Annotated in this window: 27 protein-coding genes; 10 read left to right on the forward strand and 17 right to left on the reverse strand. The window is 65.0% G+C overall.

Translation table 11 applies throughout. The features are described from left to right. Nucleotides 1–14: 14 nt before the first annotated feature. Entirely contained in the window at nt 15–935 is a 921-nt protein-coding gene (locus tag K7W42_RS14440) for a DnaJ C-terminal domain-containing protein (RefSeq protein WP_224575595.1), read from the forward strand. Between the two features lie 160 nt (nt 936–1,095). On the opposite strand, the gene K7W42_RS14445 is transcribed toward K7W42_RS14440, so the two are convergent. From K7W42_RS14445 to fba, 4 genes are all read right to left on the reverse strand, one after another. Further along, the gene (locus K7W42_RS14445; RefSeq protein ID WP_224575596.1) at nt 1,096–1,512 is read right to left on the reverse strand and encodes a CBS domain-containing protein; all 417 of its coding nucleotides are present in this window, start codon (nt 1,510–1,512) and stop codon (nt 1,096–1,098) included. A gap of 218 nt (nt 1,513–1,730) precedes the next feature. Beyond that, a complete protein-coding gene (locus K7W42_RS14450; RefSeq protein WP_224575679.1) occupies nt 1,731–4,265 on the reverse strand; it encodes a S8 family peptidase in 2,535 nt (844 codons plus the stop codon). 181 nt (nt 4,266–4,446) lie between these two features. Continuing rightward, on the reverse strand, nt 4,447–5,166 hold the full coding sequence (locus K7W42_RS14455) for a hypothetical protein (RefSeq protein WP_224575597.1): 720 nt from the start codon (nt 5,164–5,166) through the stop codon (nt 4,447–4,449). 195 nt (nt 5,167–5,361) lie between these two features. Further along, nucleotides 5,362–6,279, reverse strand: a complete 918-nt coding sequence (gene fba / locus K7W42_RS14460; protein ID WP_224575599.1) for a class II fructose-1,6-bisphosphate aldolase — start codon at nt 6,277–6,279, stop codon at nt 5,362–5,364. 100 nt (nt 6,280–6,379) lie between these two features. Here fba and K7W42_RS14465 point away from each other — a divergent pair, with 100 nt between their 5' ends. The 5 genes from K7W42_RS14465 to K7W42_RS14485 all read left to right on the forward strand — a co-directional run bounded on the left by K7W42_RS14465 (nt 6,380) and on the right by K7W42_RS14485 (nt 9,881). Then, nucleotides 6,380–7,591, forward strand: coding sequence for an aminotransferase-like domain-containing protein (locus tag K7W42_RS14465; RefSeq protein WP_224575601.1), 1,212 nt, complete (start codon nt 6,380–6,382; stop codon nt 7,589–7,591). Then, nucleotides 7,588–7,869 carry a nucleoside triphosphate pyrophosphohydrolase family protein gene (locus K7W42_RS14470; RefSeq protein WP_224575602.1) on the forward strand — a complete coding sequence of 94 codons (282 nt, stop codon included), beginning with the start codon at nt 7,588–7,590 and terminating at the stop codon, nt 7,867–7,869. Before K7W42_RS14465 ends, K7W42_RS14470 begins: the two co-directional genes overlap by 4 nt. Next, nucleotides 7,866–8,705: a glutamate racemase gene (gene murI, locus K7W42_RS14475; protein ID WP_224575603.1), complete on the forward strand. Its 840-nt coding sequence runs from the start codon at nt 7,866–7,868 to the stop codon at nt 8,703–8,705. The genes K7W42_RS14470 and murI overlap by 4 nt, the downstream gene beginning before the upstream one ends. Next, entirely contained in the window at nt 8,702–9,451 is a 750-nt protein-coding gene (gene rph / locus K7W42_RS14480; RefSeq protein WP_224575604.1) for a ribonuclease PH, read from the forward strand. Before murI ends, rph begins: the two co-directional genes overlap by 4 nt. A 70-nt stretch (nt 9,452–9,521) precedes the next feature. Further along, nucleotides 9,522–9,881 (forward strand): DoxX family protein, encoded by a 360-nt coding sequence (locus tag K7W42_RS14485; protein WP_224575605.1) that lies wholly within the window; start codon nt 9,522–9,524, stop codon nt 9,879–9,881. 67 nt (nt 9,882–9,948) lie between these two features. On the opposite strand, the gene K7W42_RS14490 is transcribed toward K7W42_RS14485, so the two are convergent. The 8 genes from K7W42_RS14490 to K7W42_RS14525 all read right to left on the reverse strand — a co-directional run bounded on the left by K7W42_RS14490 (nt 9,949) and on the right by K7W42_RS14525 (nt 16,300). Then, entirely contained in the window at nt 9,949–10,398 is a 450-nt protein-coding gene (locus tag K7W42_RS14490) for a DUF4262 domain-containing protein (RefSeq protein WP_224575606.1), read from the reverse strand. Further along, nucleotides 10,398–11,333 carry a magnesium transporter CorA family protein gene (locus tag K7W42_RS14495; RefSeq protein ID WP_157460243.1) on the reverse strand — a complete coding sequence of 312 codons (936 nt, stop codon included), beginning with the start codon at nt 11,331–11,333 and terminating at the stop codon, nt 10,398–10,400. The genes K7W42_RS14490 and K7W42_RS14495 overlap by 1 nt, the downstream gene beginning before the upstream one ends. 242 nt (nt 11,334–11,575) lie before the next feature. Then, a complete protein-coding gene (locus tag K7W42_RS14500) occupies nt 11,576–11,812 on the reverse strand; it encodes a ferredoxin (RefSeq protein WP_157460242.1) in 237 nt (78 codons plus the stop codon). Nucleotides 11,813–11,920: 108 nt separating this feature from the next. After that, a complete protein-coding gene (locus tag K7W42_RS14505; RefSeq protein WP_224575607.1) occupies nt 11,921–12,712 on the reverse strand; it encodes a nucleotidyltransferase family protein in 792 nt (263 codons plus the stop codon). Nucleotides 12,713–12,876: 164 nt separating this feature from the next. After that, entirely contained in the window at nt 12,877–14,334 is a 1,458-nt protein-coding gene (locus K7W42_RS14510) for a sensor histidine kinase (protein WP_224575608.1), read from the reverse strand. Between the two features lie 9 nt (nt 14,335–14,343). Next, nucleotides 14,344–15,006 (reverse strand): response regulator transcription factor, encoded by a 663-nt coding sequence (locus K7W42_RS14515; protein ID WP_224575609.1) that lies wholly within the window; start codon nt 15,004–15,006, stop codon nt 14,344–14,346. Between the two features lie 171 nt (nt 15,007–15,177). Beyond that, nucleotides 15,178–15,879, reverse strand: coding sequence for a hypothetical protein (locus tag K7W42_RS14520; RefSeq protein WP_224575610.1), 702 nt, complete (start codon nt 15,877–15,879; stop codon nt 15,178–15,180). 58 nt (nt 15,880–15,937) lie between these two features. Next, on the reverse strand, nt 15,938–16,300 hold the full coding sequence (locus tag K7W42_RS14525; RefSeq protein ID WP_224575611.1) for a DUF1232 domain-containing protein: 363 nt from the start codon (nt 16,298–16,300) through the stop codon (nt 15,938–15,940). A gap of 390 nt (nt 16,301–16,690) precedes the next feature. Here K7W42_RS14525 and rplU point away from each other — a divergent pair, with 390 nt between their 5' ends. The 3 genes from rplU (at nt 16,691) to obgE (ending at nt 18,737) form a co-directional block, all read left to right on the forward strand. Next, complete coding sequence (rplU, locus tag K7W42_RS14530; protein ID WP_157460237.1) at nt 16,691–16,993, forward strand: 50S ribosomal protein L21; 303 nt, start codon at nt 16,691–16,693, stop codon at nt 16,991–16,993. 12 nt (nt 16,994–17,005) lie between these two features. Continuing rightward, nucleotides 17,006–17,278 (forward strand): 50S ribosomal protein L27, encoded by a 273-nt coding sequence (rpmA, locus tag K7W42_RS14535; protein WP_157460236.1) that lies wholly within the window; start codon nt 17,006–17,008, stop codon nt 17,276–17,278. A 121-nt stretch (nt 17,279–17,399) separates the two neighbouring features. Further along, the gene (obgE, locus tag K7W42_RS14540) at nt 17,400–18,737 is read left to right on the forward strand and encodes a GTPase ObgE (RefSeq protein ID WP_224575613.1); all 1,338 of its coding nucleotides are present in this window, start codon (nt 17,400–17,402) and stop codon (nt 18,735–18,737) included. Between the two features lie 58 nt (nt 18,738–18,795). Here the strand turns inward: obgE and K7W42_RS14545 are convergent, their stop codons facing one another. Genes K7W42_RS14545 through K7W42_RS14560 form a run of 4 tightly spaced genes read right to left on the reverse strand, consistent with a single transcriptional unit; the run spans nt 18,796 to nt 23,061 of the window. After that, on the reverse strand, nt 18,796–21,141 hold the full coding sequence (locus K7W42_RS14545; RefSeq protein WP_224575615.1) for a hypothetical protein: 2,346 nt from the start codon (nt 21,139–21,141) through the stop codon (nt 18,796–18,798). A 31-nt stretch (nt 21,142–21,172) separates the two neighbouring features. Beyond that, a complete protein-coding gene (locus K7W42_RS14550; RefSeq protein WP_369411368.1) occupies nt 21,173–22,207 on the reverse strand; it encodes a PilW family protein in 1,035 nt (344 codons plus the stop codon). Continuing rightward, nucleotides 22,146–22,565 (reverse strand): type II secretion system protein, encoded by a 420-nt coding sequence (locus K7W42_RS14555; protein WP_224575628.1) that lies wholly within the window; start codon nt 22,563–22,565, stop codon nt 22,146–22,148. The genes K7W42_RS14550 and K7W42_RS14555 overlap by 62 nt, the downstream gene beginning before the upstream one ends. Next, nucleotides 22,555–23,061, reverse strand: coding sequence for a prepilin-type N-terminal cleavage/methylation domain-containing protein (locus K7W42_RS14560; RefSeq protein WP_224575629.1), 507 nt, complete (start codon nt 23,059–23,061; stop codon nt 22,555–22,557). The genes K7W42_RS14555 and K7W42_RS14560 overlap by 11 nt, the downstream gene beginning before the upstream one ends. A 208-nt stretch (nt 23,062–23,269) precedes the next feature. Here K7W42_RS14560 and K7W42_RS14565 point away from each other — a divergent pair, with 208 nt between their 5' ends. Beyond that, nucleotides 23,270–24,964 carry a dynamin family protein gene (locus K7W42_RS14565; RefSeq protein WP_224575630.1) on the forward strand — a complete coding sequence of 565 codons (1,695 nt, stop codon included), beginning with the start codon at nt 23,270–23,272 and terminating at the stop codon, nt 24,962–24,964. Between the two features lie 427 nt (nt 24,965–25,391). Here K7W42_RS14565 and K7W42_RS14570 read toward each other — a convergent pair whose 3' ends face one another. Next, nucleotides 25,392–26,120, reverse strand: a complete 729-nt coding sequence (locus K7W42_RS14570; RefSeq protein WP_224575631.1) for an IclR family transcriptional regulator — start codon at nt 26,118–26,120, stop codon at nt 25,392–25,394. Nucleotides 26,121–26,173 lie beyond the last annotated feature (53 nt).

The following is a 26,173-nucleotide window of genomic DNA, read 5'->3' on the forward strand; positions in this document are numbered from 1 at the left end:
AGGAGGCGCCCCCCGTGGCCTACAAGGATTATTACGACGTGCTGGGCGTGTCGCGCGGTGCGTCCGACGCAGACATTAAAAGTGCCTACCGCAAGCTGGCCAAGCAGTACCACCCCGACAAGAATGCGGGCGACGAAAAGGCCGCCGAAAAGTTCAAGGAGATTGGCGAGGCCTACGCCGTCCTTTCTGACCCTGAGAAGCGCAAGGTCTTTGACCAATTCGGGCATACCGGGCACGTGCCGCCCGGCTACCCGGGTCCCGGCGCCGGGGGCTTTCAAGGGGGCGACTTTGCCGGCTTCGATTCCGGACAGTTCAGCGACTTCTTTCAGGGTCTGTTTGGCCGGGCTGGGGGGCGCGGCGGCGCGCCGGGGGGCGGCGGTTTCCAGGGGGGCGCCCAGGTCAATCTGGAAGACCTGCTGGGCGGCCTGGGGGGCGCAGGCCAGAGCCGACGCTTCGTGCAGAACGTCGAAGGCGAGCTTCAGGTGACGCTGGAGGAGGCGTTCAGCGGCTCGGATGAGGTCATCAATGTGGACGGCAAGCGCCTGTCGCTGAGGGTGCCGGCGGGGACGCGAGACGGCGCGCGGCTGCGCCTGGCGGGGCAGGGTCCGGGCGGCGGCGACGTGCTGCTGACCATCCGTGTACTTGAAGACGCCCGCTTTGACCTGGACGGCGACCACCTGAGCACCAGTGTGGATGTGCCGGCCCCAGTGGCGGCGCTGGGCGGCGACGTGACGGTCCAAACCCTCTCGGGCAAGGGCAACCTGAGCGTGCCGCCGGGCAGCAGCGGTGGGCGGCGCATGCGCCTGCGCGGCCAGGGCTGGCCCCGGCGCGACGGCACCCGAGGCGACCTGTACGTGAAACTCAATGTCACGGTGCCGGCCACACTCACGGACGACCAGAAAGAGCTGTACCGCCAGCTGCGTGAGCTGGGCTAAGGCTTAGGCGAAAGCAGGCCCACCCGCGCATTGGGGTGGGCTTCTTTTCGGTGGGCTACCGAGATGTAAGCCTTCAGCAAGCGCCAAGCTGATGCCTCTCAGCACGCCGCCCTCTGTCAATGTCGGGCGAGAGCCTCCATCAACCCGCAGCCGACGGCCTTTAAATCGTCGGCTGGCTGATGCCTTGCAGGGCCTTTTCATCGGCGCCGCCGCCCGTGCGGGTGGCCAGGTCGGCCAGGCTCACAATGCCGATCACCTTGCCTTCTTCGGTCACCGGCAAGCGGCGCACCTGGCGCTGGGCCATCTGCTCCGCTGCGGCCTGCACATCGGTCTGGCTGTCCAGGGTCAGAACGTTGCCGCTGGCGTAATCGCTGGCGGCACTGCCCAGGTCGTGTCCGTAAGCCACCGCGCGAATCACGATGTCGCGGTCAGTCAGGATGCCGCGCAGCTGGTCGCCGTCCATAATCAGGACGTTGCCAATGTCCTGCTCCCGCATCAGCGAGGCCACCTCTTTTAAGGTGGCACCAGCATCGGTGGTCGTCAGGTCGCTTGTCATGATGTCTTTGAGGGTGGTCATGCCCTGACGGTAGGGCGCAGTCACCAGCGCCCGCGTGGGAAGAGGCCTAAGAGCTGCCCTGGAAATCTACAGCCAGTCTTGAGTTAGGAGCTTCGCGCCAGGCTACCGATGAGCATTCACCTCTCCTTCTTGTGCCCAGCCCTGCGCCCTCTTTTCTGCCCTACAGCAAAAAGCACCTGGAACCGCATGGTTCCAGGTGCCTTGAATGCATCCGAGTCTTACTTCATCAGCCACTCGAAGGCGGTCTTGACGAGAATGTTCCGGCTGTTGGGGGTCAGCCCTTCCAGACCGAAGCCTATCGTGACGGTCCGGTAGTTGCCGCCGTCGTTGGCCACAATCGCGCCGGCATTCTCACCGGCATTCTGGGCGGTCACACGCGGACGGTTCTGGGTCTGCGCCTGGGTGTTCCCGCCCAGAATCTGTCCCAGCACGTTGTTGATGATGTTCACGGCAATCTGCTCGACTAGGCCACGCGGTTCCTGCACCTTCTGGGCCGCGCGGGTCTTGTTGGGGTCCACCCGGATGCTCTGGGCCGTGATGGTGCCGGCTGTGGCATTGGCCGTGCCCCACGAAGCCACCACGCTGCTGCCGCCCTGGTCAGCGATCACGTCGGGGTAGTACTGGTTGCCCGCGCTGCCCTGAGCGTTGAGGGTAAAGGCCGTGTTGCCAAAGGCGCCGCGCGTCACAAACTTGGCCTGACCGCTGCTGTCGGCCACAAAGCGGGTTTTCAGGGTGCCGGTGTAAAAGGCGCTGGTGCCAATATCATAGCCGATGTCCTGGCCGGTGATCATCAGGTTGCCGCCGCCCGCCACATACTGCCGCAGGGTGTTCTGGTCAGCCGCCGTGATGGTGTTCTGGTACTGCTCGCCCGTGGCCCACACCACGATATCGGCGCGCTGCATCTCGCTCAGGGGCACCGCGCCCTGGCTCTGGGTGTTCCACACGAAGGCCCCGCCGCTGACCGCATTGGCCTTGACGGCGTCACGCAGCGCAGCCGTCACATCGGCGCCCTGGCCCATGTCGTCGTCAACCAGCAGCACGCGAGGCTTTTTGCCGGTGCTGGGGGCCGGCGTAGGGGCCGGAGTTGGAGTGGGGGCAGGCGCCGTACCGGGGCGGTCTTTGATAAAGCAGCCCTTGCGTTGATTAGGCGCAGGGTCGCGGCCCCAGTCAGCCACAGTGCAGTTAAAGCCGTCGGTGCCCACGCCCGTCAGGTACTTGCCGTCGGTGCCGAACGCCGCGTCTTTCTGGCCGCTGAAGTTGCACTTGCTGCCTTCAAGGGCACACAGGCTGTAGCCCGCCGGGCCGGTGGGCTGAGCCGCTGGAGGGGTAGGAGTAGGCGTTGGGGTCGGGGTTGGCGTAGGGGCAGGTGGAGTCGGCGTGGGTGTGGGCGCCGGGGGCGTCGGTGTGGGTGCTGGGGCTGGGGTCCCGCCCGCCGTCACACCCAACTTGCCCAGGGCGCCGGGCACACTGATCTGGCCGTAACCCACGTTGTTGTTCTTGCTGCCGGCATTGCTGGCACTGGTGTACAGCGCGTTCTTGATGGCGTCCACGCTGGTCGTTGGCTTGGCCGAGAGCAGCAGGGCCACAGCCCCGGCGGCAATCGGACTGGCCTGCGACGACCCACTCAGGGCGCCGTACTTGCCATCTGGGAAGGCACTGGTGATTTCCACACCGGGGGCCGCGATGTCCGGCTTCACGAACACGCCCTTGATGGTGCTGTTCCAGTTCACTGGGCCACGGCTGCTGAAGCTGGCCACGTTGCCGCTCTGGTCCACGGCCCCCACACCAATGGCGTCCGGAAGGTTGCCGGGGCTCCCGGTGCTGCCGGCGGTGGGGCCAAAGTTACCGATGGCAAACACGGGCACCACGCCCGCCTGAATCATGTTCTGCACCGGCACGATAAATTCGTCGTAGGTGCCGGGAATCCCCAGGCTCATGTTCACCACGTCGGCGCCGTCGTCGGTGTCGGCGTTGTTGTCGGGGTCCAGCACATACTGCATCCCGGCAATTACCTGGGCAAAGGTGCCCTCGTTGTTGGGCAGGACCAGGGCGCTGATAACCGTGGCGCTGGGCGCCACGCCCACCGTGTCGCCCACCAGCAGGCCGGCGGTATGGGTGCCGTGGTTGGTGGTGTCGCGCGTGGCGGCACCCTGCACGCGGTCGCCCGCCGCGTTGAACTCGGCAAAGGCCCTGACCTTGCCGTTCAGCTGCGGGTGAGACGCGTCAATCCCGCTGTCGAGGTGCCCAATCTTGATGCCCTGGCCTTTAAAGCCGGCGGCCCAGGCCTGCGGCGCGCCAATTTTGGCCAGGTGCCAGGCCTCGCCGGGGGCAGCGGCGGCGGCGCTCAGGGCCACGGCGCGCTGGGGCTTGGGAATCTCGACCTTGAAGTTCTCGAACACGTCCGAAACAAAGGGCAGCAGCGCCAGCGCGCGCGCCTGCACTGGGGTCATGGGCAGGTAGATACTCTGGTCCAGCCACAGCTGCGTGGCCTTGCCCGAGTTCAGGGCCTGCCCCACGAAGCCCGCCACCGGCCCCAGCTGAGCCAGCTTGGTGTTCAGCTGCTGGCGCAGGTTCTTGAACTGGGCGCGGCCCCGCTCGTCGTTGGCAAACTGAAAGCGCACAATGACGCCCACCTGGGTCTGGTCACCCTTCTGGGCACGTTGCAGCAGGGTCGGGGACAACCGGCCAGCGCTGGCCTCGGACAGGCCGCCCAGGGTCAGGGCCGCGCCGAGCAGGAACACATTCCGCTTCATCATGCCGCTCAGGGTAGGGGCCGGGGCGTGACGCGCCCTGAAGAGAACGTGAGGAGACCTTGACCTCCCGTCAGGCGGGCATCAGGGGCAGGGGACGCTGCGCAGTGCCAGCCCAAAGTCAAGGCGGAGGGCCGCCTCATCTGCGGCCCCGTCTCTAGAAAGTCCAACTGCGCTCCCTGGCTCAGCGGGAGTAATCCACAATCAGTTCGCCCGTATCCACCTTGTGGTTGATCATGCTGGTGCGCTCGTAACTCAGCAGAATGCGGCCACTGGCCAGCTGTAACAGACTCAAGGTCCCTTTGACGGCCCGGCCCTGAATTCCGCTGCCACCAAACACTTTCCACTGAAAGCCAGAGCGCACTTCCAGGCCTCGGCTGGCGTCGTTGTTCGGCGCCACATTGACCGGCTGGGCGCTGAAGCCCTCGGGGCAGCGCATCTCACCGGTTTTCAGGTCAATGGTCACGCCACGCAGCACGCCGTTCATGGCCGGGCCGTCCCCAAAGGTGACGCGGTTGGCGTCTCTAGTAATAGCCAGACGGAAGCTCTTGCCGGTGGACACCAGGGTTTCCTGAAACACCACATACCGCTGGAAGTCACTCAGGGAGACGTTCAGGCGGGCGTCGTACGTCGGCTTGACGCCGCGCGCCGCACTGACCACAATCTGGCGCAGAACGCTTGAATCACCGCCCACGCTGGCCACCTTCAGCTCCAGGTCAACGGTCGAGATACTGGGCCGGCGGGCCAGCAGGGTGACACTCTGCGCCGTCTGGGGCAGCAGGGTCAGCAGCCGGGCCTGCCAGCCGCTGGGCAGCGCCGGGGTCAAGGGTGCCCCAGAGGTCTGTCCGGCGCACAGCAGGCCGAACAACAGGGCAAAAAGAACAGGGGGCCGGGCCAGCGTCATGCATCCGCGAGCATAGAGCCGCCGCGTGAGAATCTCCCGCTGACAGGCAACTCGAAAATGAACCGTCCGTCAGGGAAGGATCAGGTATCGGGGGAGTGCCGGGGGTACAGGCGACAGCTCTGAGCAGGACAGCAGAAAGCAGCCCACCTTCGACGTGAAAGTGGGCCGCTCTGGATTGGAATGAAGCGGGTGGGCTTACGCCTGCCCGACGCTGCCCAGGACGCGCATCTTGTGCTCGATGACCTGGCTCATCACGTCGCGGGCCGGGCCAAAGATTTTGCGGGGGTCAAACTCCTTGGGGTTGGCCAGGAGGGCTTCGCGGATGCCCACGGTGCTGGCCAGGCGCAGGTCGGTGTCCACATTCACCTTGGCAATGCCGTGCTGGGTCGCGCGCTGCAGGTCCTCGTCGGCAATCCCAGCCGCCTCGCCAATCTGGCCGCCGCCCGTGCGGAAGCGCTCCACGATTTCTGTGGGCACGCCGCTGGAGCCGTGCGCCACCAGCGGAATCCCCGTCAGCTCGGCAATCTTTTCGATGCGGGCGTGGTCAATGTAAGGCCGGCCCTTGCCCTTGTAGGCGCCGTGGCTGGTGCCGATGGCAATCGCCAGGTAGTCGGTGCCAGTCTGCTCGATAAACTGCACCGCTTCCTCGGGGTCGGTCAGAAAAGCGTCTTTCTCGTCTACGACGATGTGCTCTTCAATGCCGCCCAGACGCCCCAATTCGGACTCTACGCTGATGCCCATGGCGTGCGCGGCTTCCACGACGCGGCGAGTTTCTTTGACATTCTCGTCAAAGGGGTGGTGCGAGGCGTCAATCATGACGCTGGTAAAGCCCATCTTGATGGCTTTCAGGGCCGACTCGTAGGACGAGCCGTGGTCCAGGTGCAGGGCGACAGGGACAGTCGCGCGCGTGGCCAGGTCAATGACGATGTTGGCCAGGTCCTGCCCGCCGTACTTGATGGCGCCCTCGCTCATCTGCACCATCACGGGGCTGCGCAGCCGCTCTGCGGTATGGATAATCGCCTGGGTGATTTCCATGTTGTTCGTGTTAAACGAGCCGACGCCGTACTTGCCAGCGCGGGCGGGAACCAGAATGTCATTGCCGGTCACGAGCATGTGAGTGCCTCCTTGTAAGCGACCTCACTTTACCTGCCCGGCGCGCCAGTGCGTCCACACGGTCAGGTCAACCCCTCAGGCGCGGCGTAGCATGGCAGCCATGAGCCTCTCCCCTGCTCCGGCGGTTGACCTCGGCGCGGCCCTGTCGCGCCGAGCACAGAGCATGAACGCCAGCGCCATCCGCGAAATCCTGAAGGTCACCCAGCGCCCTGAGGTCATCAGCTTTGCCGGTGGCCTGCCTGCCCCGGAACTGTTCCCGATTGAAGAGGTGCGGGCCGCCGCCAACACGGTGCTGGACCGCTACGGTCCGGCGGCGCTGCAATATTCCACCACCGAGGGTCACCCGCCGCTGCGCGAGTGGCTGGCGGCCCAGGCGGGCATTCCGGCAGCCAACGTGCAGATCATGACGGGCAGCCAGCAGGGGCTGGACCTGCTGGGCAAGGTGCTGATTGACGAGGGAGACACGGTGCTGGTGGAGGCCCCGACCTATCTGGGCGCCCTGCAATCGTTTCAGCCGTACCTGCCGCGGTACGTGCAGCTGCCCACCGACGACGGCGGCATTGACGTGGAGGCGCTGGAAGAGGTCCTCAAAACCACCCCGGCCAAGCTGCTGTACGCCGTGCCCAACTTTCAGAACCCCACCGGGCGCACCCTGAGCGCCGAGCGGCGGCGCCGACTGGTCGAATTGACCGCGCAGTACGGCGTGCTGGTGATTGAGGACGACCCTTACGGCCAGTTGCGGTTTACCGGTGAACCCGCTCCCAGCCTCTACAGCCTGGGCCTGGCCCTCCACGGCGACCCGGACCGCAATCACGTGATCTATTCCAGCTCGTTTTCCAAAACGCTGGTGCCGGGGCTGCGCGACGCCTGGGTGCAGGCGGCCGCGCCCATCATGACCAAGCTGATTCAGGCCAAGCAGGGGGCAGACCTGCACACGCCGACCTTCAACCAGATGATCGTGGCCGAGCTGGTGCAGGAGGTCCTCCCCCGGCAAATCGAGCGGGTGCGGCAGGCTTACGGCGAGCGGGCGCGGTTCATGCTGGAGCGCATTCAGGCCGACTTCCCGCCCGAGGTCGCCTACACCACCCCGCAGGGCGGCATGTTCCTGTGGCTGACGCTGCCGCAGGGGGTGGACACGGCCGCCCTGTTGCCTGCCGCCGTCGAGCGGCGGGTGGCCTACGTCCCCGGCAGCCCCTTCTACGCCCTGGGCGGCGGCGAGAACACCCTGCGCCTGAGCTACACGAGCGCCACCCCCGCCCAGATAGAGACCGGGATTCACGCGCTGGGCGACTTGCTGCGCGGGGCCCTGTGACGCAGGCCACGCCGGGTGTGCTGGCCGAGGTCCGGCGCGAACGCGAGCGCCAGGACGCCAAATGGGGCGAGCAGAACCTGGACCCCGCCGTGTGGCTGATGATTCTGGGCGAGGAGGTCGGGGAGGCCAACAACGCCGCGCTGGAACACCTGATGGGCAACGCGCGTGACCTGAGCCATTACCGCACCGAACTCCTTCAGGTGGCGGCAGTCGCCGTGTCGGCGGTCGAGAGCCTGGACCGGCAGCAGGCCCGGCTGGCGGGCTCTGCCGACCAATGACCGCCTCTGCGCCCCTGGGCGTCTTCGACTCTGGCGTGGGCGGCCTGAGCATCCTGGCCGAACTACGCCGCGCGCTGCCCGGCGAGGACCTCCTCTATCTGGCCGACACCGCCCACGTTCCCTACGGCGCCCGCCCCGACGACGAGATTCGCACGCTAACCGACCGCGCCGTAACCGCTCTGCACGCCCAGGGGGTCAAGGGCGTCGTGGTGGCGTGCAACACGGCGTCCGCTTTTAGCCTGGGGCACCTGCGCGCCCGCTTTGACCTGCCGGTGATCGGGCTGGTCCCCGCCGTGAAACCGGCTGTGCAGGCCACGCGCAGCGGCGTGGTGGGCGTGCTGGCCACCCCCGGCACGCTGCGCGGCACCCTGCTGGCCGAGGTCATCCGAGAGTGGGCCGAGCCCGCAGGGGTGCAGGTCATCAAGGCCGTCAGCACCGAACTCGTGCCGCTGGTCGAGGCGGGGCAGGCCGACAGCGAGCGCACGCGGGCCGTCCTGCGCGACATCCTGACCCCGCTGGCGCAGGCCGGAGCCGACCAGTTGGTGCTGGGCTGCACCCATTACCCTTTTCTGGCGGGCAGCATCCGCGCCGAGTTCGGGGACACCTTCACGCTGCTGGACAGCGGCCCGGCGGTGGCGCGCCACACCCGCCGTGTGTTGGACGGCCGGGGCCTCCTGTCGGGTCAGACTGCGGGCGGCACCGAGCGCTACCTCGTGACCGGCGACCCCAGGACAACGGCGCCAGTGCTGACCACCCTGCTGGCCCGCAGCATGCACAATGGGACCCAAGACCACCGGGCGGCCCTGACGCCCAGAATCGAGACCATTCAGACATGAGCGCCCCACACCCCCCCAAACTGCCCCCCCGCGAAGGCCGCGACCTTCTGACGCCCCGCCCCGTTACGGTCAAGCGCGGCGTGAACCCCCACGCCCCCGGCAGCGCCCACCTGAGCATGGGACGCACCGAGATTCTGGCCACCGTGACCCTGGAAGACAAACCCGCGCCGCACATGCGGGGCAAGAAAGAGGGCTGGCTGACGGCCGAATATTCCATGCTGCCGCGCGCCACCACCGACCGTCAGGCCAGGGAGCGCAACTTGCAAAATGGCCGGCGCCACGAGATTCAGCGCCTGCTGGGCCGCGCCCTGCGCGCCGGGATGGACCTGCGCTTTTTTCGCAACCAGACCATCTACGTGGACTGCGACGTACTGGTCGCCGACGGCGGCACCCGCGTGGCCAGCATCCTGGCAGGCCACGCGGCGCTGCACGACTTCTGTGACCGCCTGATTCAAAAAGGCCAGCTGACCGACTGGCCCATTGTTCACAACGTGGGCGCCATCAGCGTGGGCCTGCTGGGCCAGGAGGTGCGCGTGGACCTCGACTACGCCGAGGACAAGGTGGCGCGCGCCGATCTGAATGTGGTCGCCACCGACACCGGCCTGATTATCGAGGTGCAGGGCGGCGCCGAGGAGGGTGCCCTGACCCACGAAGAATACGTGGGGCTGCTCCGGGCCGGCACCGACGCCGTGGGCGGCGTGCTGCGCGAGCTGAGCCGGCAACTCTCAGTGATTCAGGGCCTCTGAAGGTGGCCTGGGCCGGGGCTGCGCTACACTCCGGGGCAGTTCAAAGGCGGGGCCGTTTCAAGGAGGGCACATGAGCGTGACGAGATTCATCGGGCGGGCGCTGCTCGCAAGCATCTTTATCAAGAACGGCCTGGACCACCTGCAGAACCCCGAACCTATCGTGCGCGCCGCGCGCGGCGCCGAGGTCCCCGAACCCGAACTGGCCGTCAAGGCCAACAGCGGCGTCATGGTGGGCGCGGGCGCCCTGCTGGCCCTGGGGCTGTTTCCGCGCCTCAGCAGCACGGCCCTGGCGGCCAGCCTGATTCCCACCACCGTGATCGGCCACCCCTTCTGGGACAAAGAGGGCAAAGAGCGCGCGCAGCAGCAAACGCAGTTCCTGAAAAATCTGGCCCTGCTGGGGGCGCTGCTGATGGTGACCGCGCAGGACTGAAGAGCGGAGGCGAAGTCGTCCAACTCAAGTGCTTGATGTCAACAGGAGGTCAGCCAGGCCTCCTGTTTTACCGGTCCAGCAGCGGCTGAATGTCAGGGTCAACTGGGGTCTCCAGGCCCGGAAACTGCCCAGCGCGGTTGGGCCAGATGAGCTGAAGGGCGGCCACACGCCGCTGCCCAGAGAACCGTTGCGCCTGGCCCAGATACTCGTCCTGATACAGGTCTCTAATGGTCCCAAACAGCACCTCAGCGCCTTCCAGAATGGCGTCAGAACGTGTGCCCGCCTGAAACTTCTGCCCAGCGCGCACCAGTTCGCCGGCGACATTCAGGATGGCGTGCATCGTGGGCAGCGGGAGACCGAAGATCAGCAGTTCAGGATGACCATATGTCGCCGTCAGCCCGATGGTGTACGCGAACCCTGGCCCCTCGGCATCTGCAGGCACCATGACCACATGCCAGCCAAACTGCTCCACGTCGGCCAGCACCTTCTGGAAGGAGGGATGAAGAGGCAGGGCCATCACAGCACCCGGAGGCGGTGAAAAATCCCGGCCAGAGTGCCCGCCAGCAGCAGGGCCAGCGCCAGCACGATCCAGATGCCGTTGGGGTTCTGGGCAAAGGGCACCGGCACATTCATCCCGAAGATGCTGGTGACCAGCGTCGGAATGGCCACCAGAATGGTCGTCACGGTCAGCACCTTGACCACCTGATTGACGTTGTTGGAAATCACGCTGGCAAAGGCGCCCGCCATGCTGGTCAGAATGTTGCTGGCGATACTGGCCATTTCGATGGCCTGCAGATTCTCAATCAACACGTCGTCTAACAGGTCACGGTCTTCCTCGTACAGCTCGAAGATGCGGTCGCGCTTGACCCGTTCCATCATGGCCTCGTTGGCCTTCAGACCGGTCAGGAAGTACACCAGGCTCTTTTCCAGCTTCAGGAGGTTCAGCAGTTCGCGGTTCTGCTGACTGTTTTCCAGCTTGTCTTCAATGGCGTCCACGCGCTTGTTGATCTGCCGCACGTCAATCAGAAAGCGCTGGGCGTTGCGCAAAAACAGTTGCAGGGTCAGGCGGTTTTTCTTGACAGTGCTGACCCGGCGCACCAGCCCGCTGATCACGTCACCTATCACCGGGTTTTCGGGCAGGGCACACACGGTCACCAGGCAGTGGTCGGTGTGCAGAATGCCCAGCGGCACCGTGTCATAGGGAATGTCGCTGTCCTCGGCCAGGCGGTAACTCGTCTGCATGATGATGAGCAGCTGCCCGTCTTCCCGCTCAAAGCGGCTGCGCTCGTCAGGGTCGAGCGGATAACTCAGGTAGTCGAGGTCCAGGCCGGTCTCGCGGCTGATACGGGCCAGTTCCTCCGGGGTGGGAGCCGCGGCGTTAATCCAGCCGCCGTCAACGTAGCCGTCCGTGGTGGTCAGTTTGCCGCCGATGCTGCGGTAGTACGTCAGCATGGGGGCCTCGGGGGGGTATGGCGCATGACGCGACCTCCAGAAACAGGGGAAAAGAGGAAGGCCAGCACAAACTGGGCGGTTCGCCGTCGGGGGCAAACAGGTCTGGGGTCACGTCATCACCTCCTCAGGGCCGCGCGCAGGGCGCCGCGCTGCCATGCTAGCCCTGCGGGCCGGGGGCGGGCAAGGGCCACAAAAATCCCTCCCCGCCGGGTGGCGCAGGAGGGTGAGCAGAGGAGCGGCGCTTACAGGCCGAAATGGGCGCGGTTCTTGACGATAAAGTCTTCCTCGCCGCCAGGGACATCCTCTTCGGGAAAGATGGCGCTGACCGGGCAGGCCGGCACGCACGCGCCGCAGTCAATGCACTCGTCGGGGTGAATGAGGTACTGGTCACCGCCGTCGTAGATGCATTCCACCGGGCACACCTCGGTGCAGGCCTGGTCCTTGACGCCGACGCAGGGGCTTACGATTACGTGAGGCATGGGGGACAGTATGCACACCCCGCCTGCGCGCCGCAAGGGCGCAGGCCACCCTCTTTTTGACGTTCAGGCGGGCAAAACCGAGCCGTCAGCTCAGGATTGGGACGCGGTTCAGGAACCGGGTGGGCGGGCCAGGTGGGCCTCGGCCAGGGCCAGGTCGCTGCCTTTGTCCACGTCGGTGCCTACGGCGGCGTGGGGGGTCACCAGGGCGCGCGCCTTGACCCCCAGCAGCGCCGAGACCCGCCCCTCCAGGGCGGCCACACTCAGGCGGCCCGTGACCAGACGCAGCAGCACGCCGGGGCCAATCAGGGCGGCCAGTTTCAGAGGCGCCTTGCGGGCGGCCAGCACCTCGCGCAGCCGGGGCAGGAACGCGCCGATCAGGGCCGGGTCCAGTACAAAGAGGTTGCCGCCCGTGAAGGTGCCGTCTTTCAGGCGGGCATAGGTGCGCTTGACGCCGGGAAAGGCGGCCTCGCAGGTCTGGCGGGTGACCACCGGGTACACCAGGCCGGCGTCTGTGGGGGCCGCGCGCAGCACGTCGCGCACCTGCTCGGCCGTCAGCAGCGGAATATCGGCCGTGACCACCAGCACACGCTCACCCGCCGCCAGGCCCACGCCGCCGCGCAGCGCCTCGACGCCCGCTTCCAGGTTGCTCAGCAGGGTGCCGTGGTCCGTGACGCGCAGGTCAATCTGGGCGTCCAGCGCGGGCGTGGTCGGGCCCACGTAAGCCACCCGGCCAATCAGCCCGCTGCCCCGCAGGGCCGCCAGCACCCGCTCGGCCATCGGCACGCCGGCCACCGGAATCAGCGGCTTGACGCTGACGCCGTGCGCCGCCGCAAACGGGTCGCCGGGGTCGCCGCCGCCCAGGACCACGGCGCTGTAGCGCGCTCCGTCTTCGGTGTTCATTGGCCGTCAGGGTAGCAAAAAGGCGCCGCCCTGCCGGAGAGCGGAGTGGGATCGGCCTGGGTCCTGCCCTGAACCTCCTGAGATAAGCGAAGTGGGTTCAGCTTCGCCTCAGTAGGGATGACCAGCATGGCGAGAGAAGCTGAAGCGCCTGGAGAGGACCGCTGTTAGGCCTCAGGGCCAGCGGTGGCCCCAGCCCCCTGACCCGGCAGGTGCAGCTGGGCCGCAAAGCCCTGTCCCGGCGCACTCACCAGGGTCAACTGGCCGCCGTGAAGCGCCGCCACATGCCGCGCCAGCGCCAGCCCCAGGCCATGCCCGCCGGTGTCCAGGTTGCGGCTGGCGTCGGGGCGGTAAAAGGCCTCGCCCAGCCTCGCCAGGGTGTCGGCGTCCACACCGGGGCCGTCATCCCGGACGGTAACCAGGGCGCCGCCCGCCTGGGCTTCCACGCAGACCGTGACCGCCGCGCCGGGGGCATGGCGCACCGCGTTGGTGGTCAGGTTCCAGATGGCCTGGCCCAGCAGCACCCGGTCACCCGCCACGGTGACTGCCTGGGAGGCCTCCAGGTCCACGTCGGCCAGGGGGTCCAGCTCGCGGGCGCGGTCCACAGCGTCGGCGGCCAGGTCACGCAGCGGCACCGGCGCGCGCTGCACAGCCGCCGGGTCGCGTGCCAGCAGCAGCAGATGGTTGGCCAGAGTAGCCAGCCGGGCGATATCCGTGCCGATTTCTTGCAGGTCGTGGCGGTAACGCGCGGCGTCCCGGTCACGGGCCAGGCTGCCTTCCACGCGGGCCGTCAGGGCGGCCAGGGGCGAGCGCAGGTCGTGGGCGGCGGCGCGCAGAAAGCTCTGCTCGCGGTCGCGGGCGTCGGCCAGGCGGGCAAACGAGCCTTGCAGGGTCAGGGCCAGCCGGGCCAGCTCGTCGCCCTGACCCGCCCCTGGCAGGGGCCGGCGCAGGTCGCCGCCTTCGCCCACGGCGCGCGCCGCTGTTTCCAGGCTGCGCACCGGGCGTAGCAGCCGCCCGGCGACCACCCAGCCCACCAGCAGGGACAGCGCCAGGGCCAGCGGCAGCAGCAGGGTCAGGGCGCGGCCAAAAGCCCGCTGGGCGTCGCCCAAGGCGCGCGCGTCCAGCGAGATATGCAGCCGCGCCGCGCCGCGCAGGTCCCGCACCAGCACCAAAAAGGCGCCGTCGCCACTCTGGTGCAGGCCGGGCGATAAGGTCAGTGGCACCCCCGCCGGAAAGGCCTGGGTGCCCACCGCCTGCACCTGTCCCCCCTGTGTGCTGACCACCCGCAGATTCAGCCCCTGGCCGTTCAGGTCGCGGGCAATGCGTTCCAGGTCGCTCTGCGAGATGGTGGTCACTCCCAGAAGAGAGGGCAAGAGGTCCTCCATCCCGCCGGCCTCGGGGGGACGGGGGCGGAACAGGCCTTCCACTCGCCCCTGCACCGCTTCTAAGGCGCTACTGAGGCGCTGCTCCTGGGCCTGCCGCAGAAAGCCATTCACCGACAGGTACAGGCCACCGGCCACCAGGGCCACCGCCAGACCGGTGGCCAGCGCGGCCCACAGCGCCAGCCGGGCGCGCAGGGTCAGGCCTGGCCGGCGCCCAGCCGTCAGGGGCACAGTTACTGGCACAGCGGCGCCTCAGCGCTCGGCACGGTAGCCGCGTCCCCGCTCGGAACTGATGGCCTCGGGGGCCAGCTTGCGCCGCACGTAGCGCACGTACACGTCCACAATGCGCGCCTCACCCTCGAAGGTCGGGCCCCACACCCGGTCAATCAGGTCTTCGCGGGTAAACCAGCGGTCGGGGGCCAGCGCCAGCGTTTCGAGGAGGGCGTACTCGCGCCCCGTCACGGCGACCTCCTGGCCGTCCCAGGCCACCGTGCGGGCCACCGTGTTCAGCAGCCCGCGCCCACCGGCAAACGAGACGCGCGGCGCGCCGTCCCCCCGCTCCCGGCGCGACAGGGCGCGCAGGGTGGCCAGCAATTCGGGCATGGCAAAGGGTTTGACCAGATAGGCGTCCCCGCCCAGGTCCAAGCCCTCGACCCGGTCCCCCAGTTCGCCCCGCGCGGTCAGAAACAGAATGGCCGAGTCCACACCCTGCTCCCGCAATTCACGCGCCACGGCAAAGCCATCTATACCGGGCAGCATCACGTCCAGCACCACCAGCGGAAACTCGCCCAGTGCGGCCTGCTCCAAGCCTTCGGGACCGGTCTGCGCCCAGGTGACGGCGTAGCCCGCTTCCCGCAGCACCTCGGCGGTGGGCTGCGCGATGCGGGCGTCGTCCTCCACAAGCAGCAGTCTCATGGGATCAGTGTAGGCCCGACGGTTAAAGCGGCCTTAAAAGACCCCCTACGGCCTCCAATTGAAGCGAAATGCGCCATACACGGTGCCTACCTGGCTACTGTCAGACAGTGCAAACCGTATAAACAGAAAAAGCCCCCGCCATAGAGGCCGGGAGCCTGGGAGGAGCGGGGCTTAGAAGAGGCTGTGGGCCTTGAGGCTGGCGGTGGTGGCAGCGGTCATAAAGACCCACTGGGCACCTGCCGGAGTGCCGTTGCGCATCGTTGCGGAGGCCGCCGCCGTGCTGGTGCTCGGGGTCAGGCTCACATACGTCCAGTTCCAGCCCTTGACTAGGCGCACGTCCACATCAGCCGTCGAGGTCACTTTGCCAGCGGTGTCCTTGCATTCCACCTTGCCCTTCTGGGTCACGTTGCGGTCAACGTAGGTCAGAATCGCCAGGTTGGTCGTTTTGCCACTCACGCTCATCAGTTCAATTGCCCTGTCATTGGCGGCGTCCACCCGGAAGGATGCGGCGTTGCCCTGAACGTCCTTATCGCTCACAACGACGCTATCCGTGCAGCCTGTAGGCGTGACGGAGGAGAGCTTCTTGAGAGGAGGGACCGGCAGGGTGCCCAGGACAAAAGCACCCTGCGCGCTTAGGGCCGTTTCCGTCAGCAGTTTGTTGGTGTTGCCGTCGGCAACGTCCACCACGACCTTACCCGCGCCGCCGCTCCAGGCCTTGGTGGTCAGGGTCACATCGCCCGTGGTGCTGTTAATGGTCTGCGTGCCTTCCACCACCGTACCGCTCACGCCGGTGACGGGCTTGGGGGTGTTGAACAGGTTGCAGGAGGCCAGGGCCAGGGGGGCCAGCAGAACCAACATCAGGTGCTTTTTCATCAACTGGAGAAGATACACACATTTTTTAGGAATCGCGAGCAACTTTGCCCTGCTTAGCCTATGCTCCCAATGCCCGCCAAAACGCCCATCCCAGCAAGACCATCCCAATTAAGAGCACCAGAACTAATGCGGGAACCACCCAGGGCAGGCGGCGCTGCATCTGCAAGCTCCGTTCTCTAGCCCTGTTCAGCACGTCGCCTGGCAGGGTCCGTGCCGCCAGCGCCAGCAGTCCCGGCACCACCAGCGCGTCATCGGCCAGCCCCAGCACTGGGGTCAGGTCAGGCAGCAGGTCCAGCGGCAGCAAGGCGTATCCCAGCGCCAGGGCGGCCAGCAGTTTGGCGCCAGCAGGGGTGCGGCGGTCGCCCAGGGCAAACAGCAGGGCCAGGGCGTCACGCCAGACGGCTCGGACTCGGGTAAACACCCTCTTCCTTACGGGCTTAGCTGGCCCAGGGTTCCGTGCTAGGCTGTCAGGGTCAGCTGCCCCGTCCAAGGGGTCAGCGCCGGAGGTCAGAAACGCCCCGCTCGCCCCCCGCGAGCCGACGTGTACCGCGAGGACACGTAAAAAGACACGGGAACAGCCGCGCAACCCAGACCGTACTCGCCCTTTGCCGGCGTGGTCCTCTGTTGCCTGCTCTGCCTGTGTCCTGGCGCGTTCTGCCCCCCGGACATGGGTGGCGTTCCCGACTACCGTGCACCGCCCCCATGTGGTACAGTTCGAGCTTGGTGACCCGCCCACGCGGCGGGGGCGCGACAAGTGGTCAGAGCTGGCTGGGGCAGCGTTTCCCGGACGCCTGGCAGAAGGAGAAAGACCATGTTTGCAATCATTCAGACCGGCGGCAAGCAGTACCGCGTGCAGGAAGGCGACGTGCTGCGCGTGGAAAGCCTGAAAGGCGAAGCGGGCGACAAGCTTGACCTGACCCCCATTTTTGTGGGTGGCGACAGCACCGTCTTTGGCGAGGCAGCCAGCCAGTTCACCGTGAACGCCGAAGTGGTGGAGCACGGCCGCGGCGACAAGATTTACATCCGCAAGTACAAGAGCGGCATTCAGTACCGCCGCCGCACCGGCCACCGCCAGGACTACACCGCCATCAAGATTCTGGGCATCAAGGGCTAAGGGAGGACAGACATGGCACACAAGAAAGGCGTAGGTTCGTCCAAGAACGGCCGTGACAGCCAGCCCAAGTACCTGGGCGTGAAGAAGTTCGGCGGCGAGCAGGTGCTGGCCGGCAACATCCTCGTGCGTCAGCGCGGCACCAAGTTCAAGGCCGGCCCCAATGTGGGCATGGGCCGTGACCACACCCTGTTTGCGCTGGAAGGCGGCAAGGTCGTGTTCACCAACCGTGGCACCAAGGGCCGCTTCATCTCCATCGAAGTGCCCACTGCCGCCGCCGCTGACTGAACCGTCCATTGGTGGTTTCCCCCGCCCGTCCACTGGGCGGGGGACTTTTTTGCACCTGCTGTCCGGCGCGGTACGCTCCACAGCAGCAGGCGGGGCCCCAGGTCCCAGGGAGGACAGCGCGATGGCATTTCGTGACGTTCTGAATATTGAGGTGGCGGCGGGCAACGGCGGAGACGGCAGCATGTCGTTTCACCGGGCCAAGTACATGGAAAAAGGCGGCCCAGACGGCGGGCACGGCGGCAAGGGCGGCAGTATCGTTCTGCGGGCCACCCAGGGCGTCGAGAGCCTGGAACGGCTGGTGGGCCGCCGCAAGTTCAAGGCGCCCAACGGCGCGTACGGCGAGGGCCGCCTGCGCCAGGGGTCCGACGGCGAGGACATCTTTATTGATGTGCCTGTGGGCACCACCGCCTTTGACGAGGACAGCGGCCGTGTGATTGCCGACCTGGTGCGGGTGGGCGAGGAACGGGTAATTGCGCGCGGCGGCTCGGGCGGGCGCGGCAACAGCACCTTTACCAGCAGCACCCGGCAGGCGCCCCGCTTTGCCGAACTGGGCACGGCAGGCCAGAAGCGCCGCGTGCGACTGGAACTGCGCCTGATTGCCGATGTCGGCCTAGTGGGCTACCCCAATGCGGGCAAGAGCAGCCTGCTGGCGGCGCTGTCACGGGCCAACCCGGCGATTGCTGACTATCCGTTTACGACCCTCTCTCCCATCCTGGGCGTGGTGGACCGGCTGGATGAGGCGGGCACGCCGCTGGACGAGCGCTTCACCCTGGCGGATATTCCCGGCATCATTGAGGGCGCCAGTGAGGGGAAAGGCCTGGGGCTAGAGTTCCTGCGGCACATCAGCCGCACGCGCCTGCTGGTCTACGTCCTGGACGTGACACGCAACCCCGTTGAAGAGCTGCGCCAGTTGCAGGCCGAGCTGTACGCCTACGATCCCAGCTTGCTGGAGCAGGTGGCCCTGGTGGCGCTGAACAAGGTCGAACTGACCGACGAGGACCTGGCGGTCATGGCCGAAGATGAACTGGTCCAGTTTGGTCTGCCGGTCGTCCACGTCAGCGCTAAGGAAGGCCAGGGGCAGGCCCAGCTGCGCGAGGCCATTTTTCAGATGCTCCCTGACCGCGAGCTGTGGGCGCAGACACATGCCCTGGAGATTGAGCCCGACACCGTGCGCGAGGAAGCACTGCGAATCGAGTTCCGCATTGATCCAGCGGCGCGTGGAGTAGGCATTGTGTCTACAGGGCAGCCTGAACGGGTCTGGACCATTCATGGCGGCGGCTTTCAAGAGCGGATTGTGCGCTTCTCGCGGTATCTGGAAGAAGCGTCCGAGTATCTGGGCAGTGTGTTTAAGCGCCAGGGCCTGTACAACGCTCTGAAGCGCGCCGGCGCCCGCGAAGGCGATACGGTGGAGATCGGAACCCACCGCTTCGAGTATTTCGACGAGGAAGAGGGAAAGTAACCGAGACGAGGAAGGCGCGCGGCTGCCCTGGGCAGCCGCGCGCCTTCCTGTGAAGACTTTACTGCGCGAAGTCGCGGGTGAAGTTTTCCTGCTTGATATAGACAAAACGGGGGGTCAGAGGGGGCAGCTTGGAACTCTGCCGGAAATTCTCTTCAAACTTCCATTGGCGCAGAGGCGGGTTGTACGTAGTCGTGTTCACCTGGAACGAGCCCTTGGCATGCTGCGGCTGATCCAGGCTGACCAGCGAACCGCGGTAGTTGTACTTCTGAATGCCTTTGGCGTTGCCGCCGTTGGCACCCCATTCTTCGTGAAAGCGCATCATGTTGTGAACACCGCCACTTTGAAGGTCCGAAGAAAGGTTGTCGTAAATCTTACGCTCAGCAACGGTGGTAGCTGTCCCCGCCAGAATAGCGGTGTTCACGGTAGTTTCAGACGCCTGGCGGTAAGTAAGGGGCATTTTTGACAGCAGGTCACCCTCGACCCGAATGTTGTTTCCCGTATTTGCCAGTGGCATGCTCGGAATCAGCGTGGACGTAAGGCCCGTACTATTATTCAGGAGACCGGCTCCAGCCTTACGGTCAGCAACCCCCTGGGTCGAATAAACATAATAGGTCAGGCCATCAATGTTCACAGCGTCGGAGTAGAGCGTGCGACTCACAGCTGTCGTCACGGCTGCTGCTGCTGCACTCGTTGCAGGGCAGGTCGTGGGTACAGTCACGACAGGAGGCAAAATGGCGGTGGCTCTACTTAAGGTAACGCAAGTAGTACTCAACCAGAAAGTAGCTGGCTCCTCCCACGCTTCAGACACGATATTAAAACTGTCCGCCAGAACCGCAGACGGCACCCAGTCGACGCTACTAGGCAGAGCTTTGTTAAAGTCGCCCTGGACATAAGCGGCCTGGTCGGTCACGAACGTAACCCCCTTGGGCCTGGCGCCGCTCTCGGCCTTCAGGACATCAGCATTCCACAGCCGAACACCGTAGTTGTTGGCAACCGGGGCGTCAGACTGGGCAATCGCGCCGTTACTGCCATTGGTCAGTGGCACGGCCAGCAGGCTGCTGGTCACGGTGGAGTTGGCGGCGCCGCGGTCATCTACTGTCATGTAGATCACTAGACCGCCTTCAGTGGCATTTTGCAGACCGCCCGAAACACCCAGCACACTTGAATTGGTGCTGTTCTCAATGCACGAGAGCAGTTTGCGGACATTCACATCCAACATGATCTTGGTTGAGCGGGCCGAGTTGTTGCCCTGCGCCGAGTTGTCCCAGTAACGCGCTTCGCGGGTATCCCGGAAGGTCGCACTGTAACTGACAGCCACTTGCGGCGGCGTCAACAACTTAGCCACTGGGTTGGGTGCAGTGTCAACGCAGTTAACATTCAGTTTCTGACCAGTCGAGCTCACGAAATAAGGCTCGAAGTCGTCGTAGTTGGCACTGGTAAAGGTTGACGACACCGCCGTCTTGCGCTTCAGCACAATGCGGACGTCAGCCTTTTGCCAGTATTCCGCCGAAGGAGTGGGCTGCAAGGCCGCAATAGAGGGCACGTCCAGTTCGCCAATGTTCGACTCAACGGTGCCGCCGTAGCGAGCCTTGTAATAGTCGTTGGTGTAAGGCGTGTCCACGGCCGAACTACACGGCAGGGCAACCATACTGGTGTCCTGGGCAGCAATCGAAACTGACCCCTGACAGATGTTGTCCTTTTTCTGCCGGCGGTAAATGTCGTAGGCCGACGTTACCTGTCCTTCAAGGGTCAGAGAGGTGTCTGTTCCTGTTCCGGAGTCCAGAAAAATGTTGCCGTTGGAATGAATAGGGCCAGTGAACGACAGCTTCGCCGTGTTATCAAATTCCATGTCTTTATCGAAGAATACGGCGAACTGAAACAGCGGCACCACGCGGCTGCGAAAGGTCATGTTGGCCAGGGCTTCGGGGTTCCCGGCAGCGTTGAGTGCCTGACTGCGGACGGTGTAGGGTGTCTCCTCACCTGTCAAACCAGCGAAGCGCTCGCCTGAAGCCACCACGATGGAATAGGGGTCTTCGCTCTGCTGCACATAACTCTGAACCTTACGGCCAGCGATTGTGGTTTCTTCGCACTTCATGTCTTCAGTGCCCTGATTAGCGCCGACACAGGCGCCCGCTGGCAGCGGCGACTCACCTCCAGGCGTCCGGAAACTCTTGAAGAGAGTACGAATGTTATCGGCACGGGCGTTCAGTGCCGCTTCGGCAGCGTAGAAGCCGGCACTTCCGCGCGACGTCGCGCTGGAGGTTCTCGCGTTGTTGACTGTCAGCAGCGAGTAGGTAATCAGCATGATGCTCAGAAGGGATACCAGGCTGAGAGCCAGCACCAGTGAGAACCCTTGCTGCCGGTCAGGGGCGGCGACGGAGCGAACAGGAGAATCAGGGATCACAGGGAGAACTCCTTTGCGGCGCGCAGTTTCATTAACGCGACTCGCTGGCGACATTGCGGGGATAAATCGTCGACTGGAAGGTGCGGGTGTTGGCTTTACCCTGGCTGGGATTGCGCGCCTTCAGGGCAGCCACGATGGTCTTGACGCGGTTCCAGGGGCCGTCTATGGCCAGCGAGTTAACCGGGGTACCTGAGTTTGTCACCGTGGCGCTTAAAGTCAGGCTGTCTATATCGAAGGCCACCGTCTGCGCGTCTGCGTCTTTCTCGCCTGCCACTGCCAGCTTCAACTGATTGTCAGCCACCCAGTACCGGCGCTGGTCAATCAGAATAATCCGGCTGTTGTTGGTGCTGGAAAACCCAGCAGGCACGTTTCCTGCTAGCACCAGCTCGACCACCCGCTTGGTCGCGTCAGCATTGTTCGACACAGCGCTGATCGTCTGAACCACCACAGGCGCAAAGGCTGCCGCCAGACCATTCCCGGCGGGACGGTACAGCAGGGCCGCCTGGTAGGCATTTCCCTGTGATGCAAAGAAGACCCGCCAGGGCCGAACCTGCACGTCATCACCGGAGACGCCCGCGTTATAGAGGCACCCCGACGGAGTATCACCGGCCGGCGTGGGGCCAATTACTTGTACGCGGTTGTCGATGACCTTGCATACACGCAGGGCCTGTGGCCGCTGACTGATCAGATCGGTGGCTGTGCCCACCTGAGCTGCACTCATGGGAGCGATGCCCCGGCGGACAATTAATTTCTGATTAGCGTTGTCAAATTCGACCCCAGAGACCGGCAGCCGAACAGACGCTAGGTTTTCGCCTGCTTGACGAAGGTCATTGGTCATGATGTCCAGGGCCGTCTGTGCGTTCTGGGCCGCCATGATGCGGCTGGTATCTGACTCCACCAGCTGGTTGCTACTCTGGAACATCGAGAAGGCAATCATCATCACAGCGGCCAACAGGCTCATGCCCACAAGCAGTTCGGTCAAGGTGAAGCCCTCTTGACGCTGCTCAGGACTCATTGCCGAACTGGGTAAAGTACGTTTCGGCGCGGTGCAGAATGATCGTGCCATATTTCACCTCCACACGGATATAAACCGAAGTGTTGTTGCAGGGCAGGGCCGTTTTGGTGGCCTCCGTCAGATCATTTGGGCAGAAGTCAGTGACCACCGTATAGCTCTGGCCATTCATTGTGACCGTGTCTGACAGGTCATTTTTTTGTAGCGCCGCGTAATCGGTTCGTTGCCGGTAAGCCTCCAAGGTTTGCTCGCTGATGCGAACCGCGTTGGCCTGCCGCTCCATCTTGGTGTTGAGGCTGGTGTTGGCCAGCAGGGCGCTCATGACCGTCGTCATGGCGATGCCCAGAATCGCCAGGGCAATCAACAGTTCGATGATCGTGAAGCCGGCCTGAGTGGACTGGTTACTGCGCACTGGTTTTCACTCCTCCGCTGAGCGCCACCTGTACGGCGTAGTTGGCCTTTGTATCGGTGATATTCAGTTGACCGGCAACAGTGGCCAGGCCGCGGGGGCTATAGCAGACAATGACGTTAGGCGTCGTGTTTCCACCTTGCCGACTGAGGGTGACAGGGCGGCTTGGCGTACCACCAGGCAATTCCACTTTGAGCGTGTACGTATTCCATTTGCTCTGATCGGTTTCAGCGCAGCTCAGGGCGCTCTGCAGCTGCAAGTCACCGTTGGCGGCCAGAACCATCCGCCGGGCCTGGGTGTTGGCAGCCGCGTCAGCACGGAGTTGATAAAGCACCGAATGCACCGTGCGGGCCGTGTCGCGCGCTGGATTGCGCAGCTTCGAGAAACTGGTGACGCCGAGGCCAAACAGAATGCCCAGGATAGCCATAATCACCAGCAGCTCCAGCAGCGTGAAGCCCTGCTGGCGCGTCCTGTGGGTGTGCGGATTGGGTGTCATCATAGGTGACCTCTCTACCAGTTAGGGTGTCACTCCGCCTCTGACAGTTACTGCACAAATTTCCACAGCGACGCGCTTTTCCGCCCATCCAGGGGCCCCCAAACGGGGGTCTTCTCCCCCATTCGGGGAGGGCCAAGCCCAGGATGGTCATCACCCAAGGCGCAACACTTGGTCAAGGTGGAACAGGAGCGCGGCAGGTACGCTGGGCGGCATGTTGGTCCCTGATTCGGTGCAGGCGCTGCTGTCGCGTGAGCGCCAGTTGATGAGCAGTGTTCAGGCCTTCCTGGCCTTGCAGGGGGCCCCTGAAGACGTCGCCGAGCACGCCCGCCAAGCTCTGCAGAATCTTGACGAGGCCTTCTTGCTGGTGGTCGTCGGGGAATTCAATGCGGGCAAGAGTTCATTTGTAAACGCCCTGCTAGGCGCGTCTGTATTGCCCGAAGGCGTTACCCCCACCACAGACCGTATTTATGTGCTGGTCAACGGCGAGCGGCCCGGCCAGGTTGAGCCCACCCGCGATCCTTTCGTCAGCCGCCTGACTTACCCTCTGTCCAGCCTCGAAGGCGTGGCGCTGGTCGATACTCCTGGCACCAACGCCATCATTCGCCAGCACCAGGCGCTGACTGAGGGTTTCTTGCCCCGCGCTGACCTCGTCCTGTTCCTGACCAGCGCTGACCGCCCCTTTACTGAATCTGAGCGGCAGTTCCTGAGCCTGGCGGCGCGCTGGGGGCGGCAGGTCATCATGGTGGTCAATAAGGCCGACCTGCTGGAAACGCTAGAACAGCGAACGCAGGTGCGTGAGTTTGTCGAAACCGGCGCGCGGGGCGTGCTGGGGCTGACTCCGCCTGTGCTGCTGGTCAGTGCGCGCGGCGAGCAGCGTGGCGGCGACGCGGGCTTTGCGGCGCTGCGACAGGTCTTGAGTGAGCGGTTATCCGATACCGAGCGCACCCGTCTCAAGCTGCAAAGCCCACTAGGGACAGTGGCGGCCCTGCTAGACGGTGAGGAAGCCCGCGCTGAGGCTGCGCGCCGCACCCTGGCGGGCGACCTGGCAGTGTTGCGCGACCTGGAAACGCAGCAGGCCACCCACCGCGAGGGCATGCTGGGCGAACTGGACGGCCAGCTCAACCGGGTCGCGCGCCTGCTCAGCGAATTCGAGGTGCGGGCCGACCGCTTCATCGACGAGCGGCTGAGGTTTTCCAATCTGCGCGGGCTGCTCAACAGCCGCGAACTGGAAGAGGACTTCCGGCGCGAGGCGGTGGCCGAACTGCCTGACGCCATTGACCGGCAGTTCGGCACCATGATTGACCGCTTCGTGGAGGCCAATCTGCATTTCTGGGAGGACGTGCAGGCCTTCTTAGTTCGCCGTCAACCCAGCAGCGAGGTGGCGCGCACCCGATTTTCGTATGACAGAGGCGCACTGCTGCAAGGGATTGCCGGCAGCGCCCGTGAGCATCTGGAAGCCGCCACCGAGCAGGAACTGGCCCGTGACCTCTCGCGGGACGCCGAGGACGCCATGAAGGGCGTGATTGGCGGCCTGGCCGGCGGGGTGGGGATCGGAGCGGGGGTGGGCGCCCTGATTGGGGCCACGGCCCTGGACTTTACTGGAGGCATTCTGGCCGGGTTGACGCTGGGCAGCCTGGGGCTGTTCGTGCTGCCCAATAAACGACTTCAGGCCCACCGGCAGCTAAGGGCGCGGGTGGCCGAGTTGCGTGAGGCGCTTGAACGCATCGTGCGGCGCGAGTATGAACGCGAGCAGGAGCGCGCCGACACCCGCCTGCAAGACGCTGTGAGTCCCTACACCCGCTTTACCACCCAGGAACAGGCCCGGCTGGACGCAGCCCACGATCAGACGGCTGCTCTCCGTGCCGAGTTGGACAACCTGCAGGCAGAGGTGGGAAGACTGAGCTGAGAAGGGAGGAGGCGAACGCAGCGAGCGGACGCGGGGTGCCATCCCACTGCTTGCATGAGGCCATCTGTTCATGCACGGCTGTTGCCCTCATAGCTGCTATTTGGGCAGAGGCAGTGGAGCACGTCTCTCCACTGCCTCTCCCTTCCCCTGACAGCAGCTCCGCGTCACCTGGCCAGTGAAAGAGCGTCACAAGCCATCTCAACCGGCATGACTTTCACAACTTTGTAAGAATGCTTTGACGCAGATTCTGTCTGTACCGTGAGCAGGCCGGCACAGAGGCTTATTCCTGCTCACGCCAGTCAGACACCACCTTCTTTCAAACGACTCAACCGGAGCCAAGCTGATGAGAGCTACAACGCTGAGTAATGGGTTCTCATATTCAGATGTTCTGCCAAACCCAGCCAGGCAAATTCGCTCCCTAGCCTGTTTAGGCCAGATGCTCGGCTTCGCGCACGATCTGCAGGACGCGCTCGCGGATGTGGCGCTCCTCGCGCAGATACCGCTGGGCACTCATCTGCACACCGATAGCGGCCACCACACTGTCGCCGGGCAGAGCGTCGGGGTGGGTCAGGGCGTGGTACGGCACGCCCAGGGTGCACTGGCCCGGCACCCACTCCTCGATGGAATAGGCGTAGCCCAGGCGGCGCACCTTGGCCACTTCGGTGCGCCACTCATCCATTGAGGTAATCGAACTGGGCGTGCAAGCCGAAAAGGCGCGCGGCGTGAGATCAGCGTGGGCGTACAGAATCTTGCCGCTGGCTGTCGCTGTGGCAGGCAGGTAGACGTCTAGAGGCAGGTCGATATCGGCGTCGGGGTGACGCTCACGGATAGCGGCCACCACCTCTTCACCTTCCAGAATGCACAGAAAGGCCACCGAGCGCACCTCCAGCGCCAGGCGGGTGATCAGGGCGCGGGCCTCGGGAAACCAGGGCAGGGCGGCCGTCAGCTGCGCGCCCATCTCGGCCAGGTGCCAGGACAGGCGGTACTTGCCAGCCGGGGTGCGGCGCAGGAAGCCCGCCTCGGTGAGGCCAGCCAGGTAGGCGTGTGCGGTGGCGCGGGGGACGTTCAGATGAGCCGCCAGGGCGCGCACGCCCCACTCTGGCTGCTCGGCACTGAAGGCCCCCAGGATGTTCGCCGCTTTCTGTAACGACAGCACTCGTCCAGCCTACAGGGACAAAGCCGCCTTGTATACCACCCCTGGGGAAGAGC

The organism is Deinococcus betulae, assembly GCF_020166395.1.
Lineage (GTDB): Bacteria > Deinococcota > Deinococci > Deinococcales > Deinococcaceae > Deinococcus > Deinococcus betulae.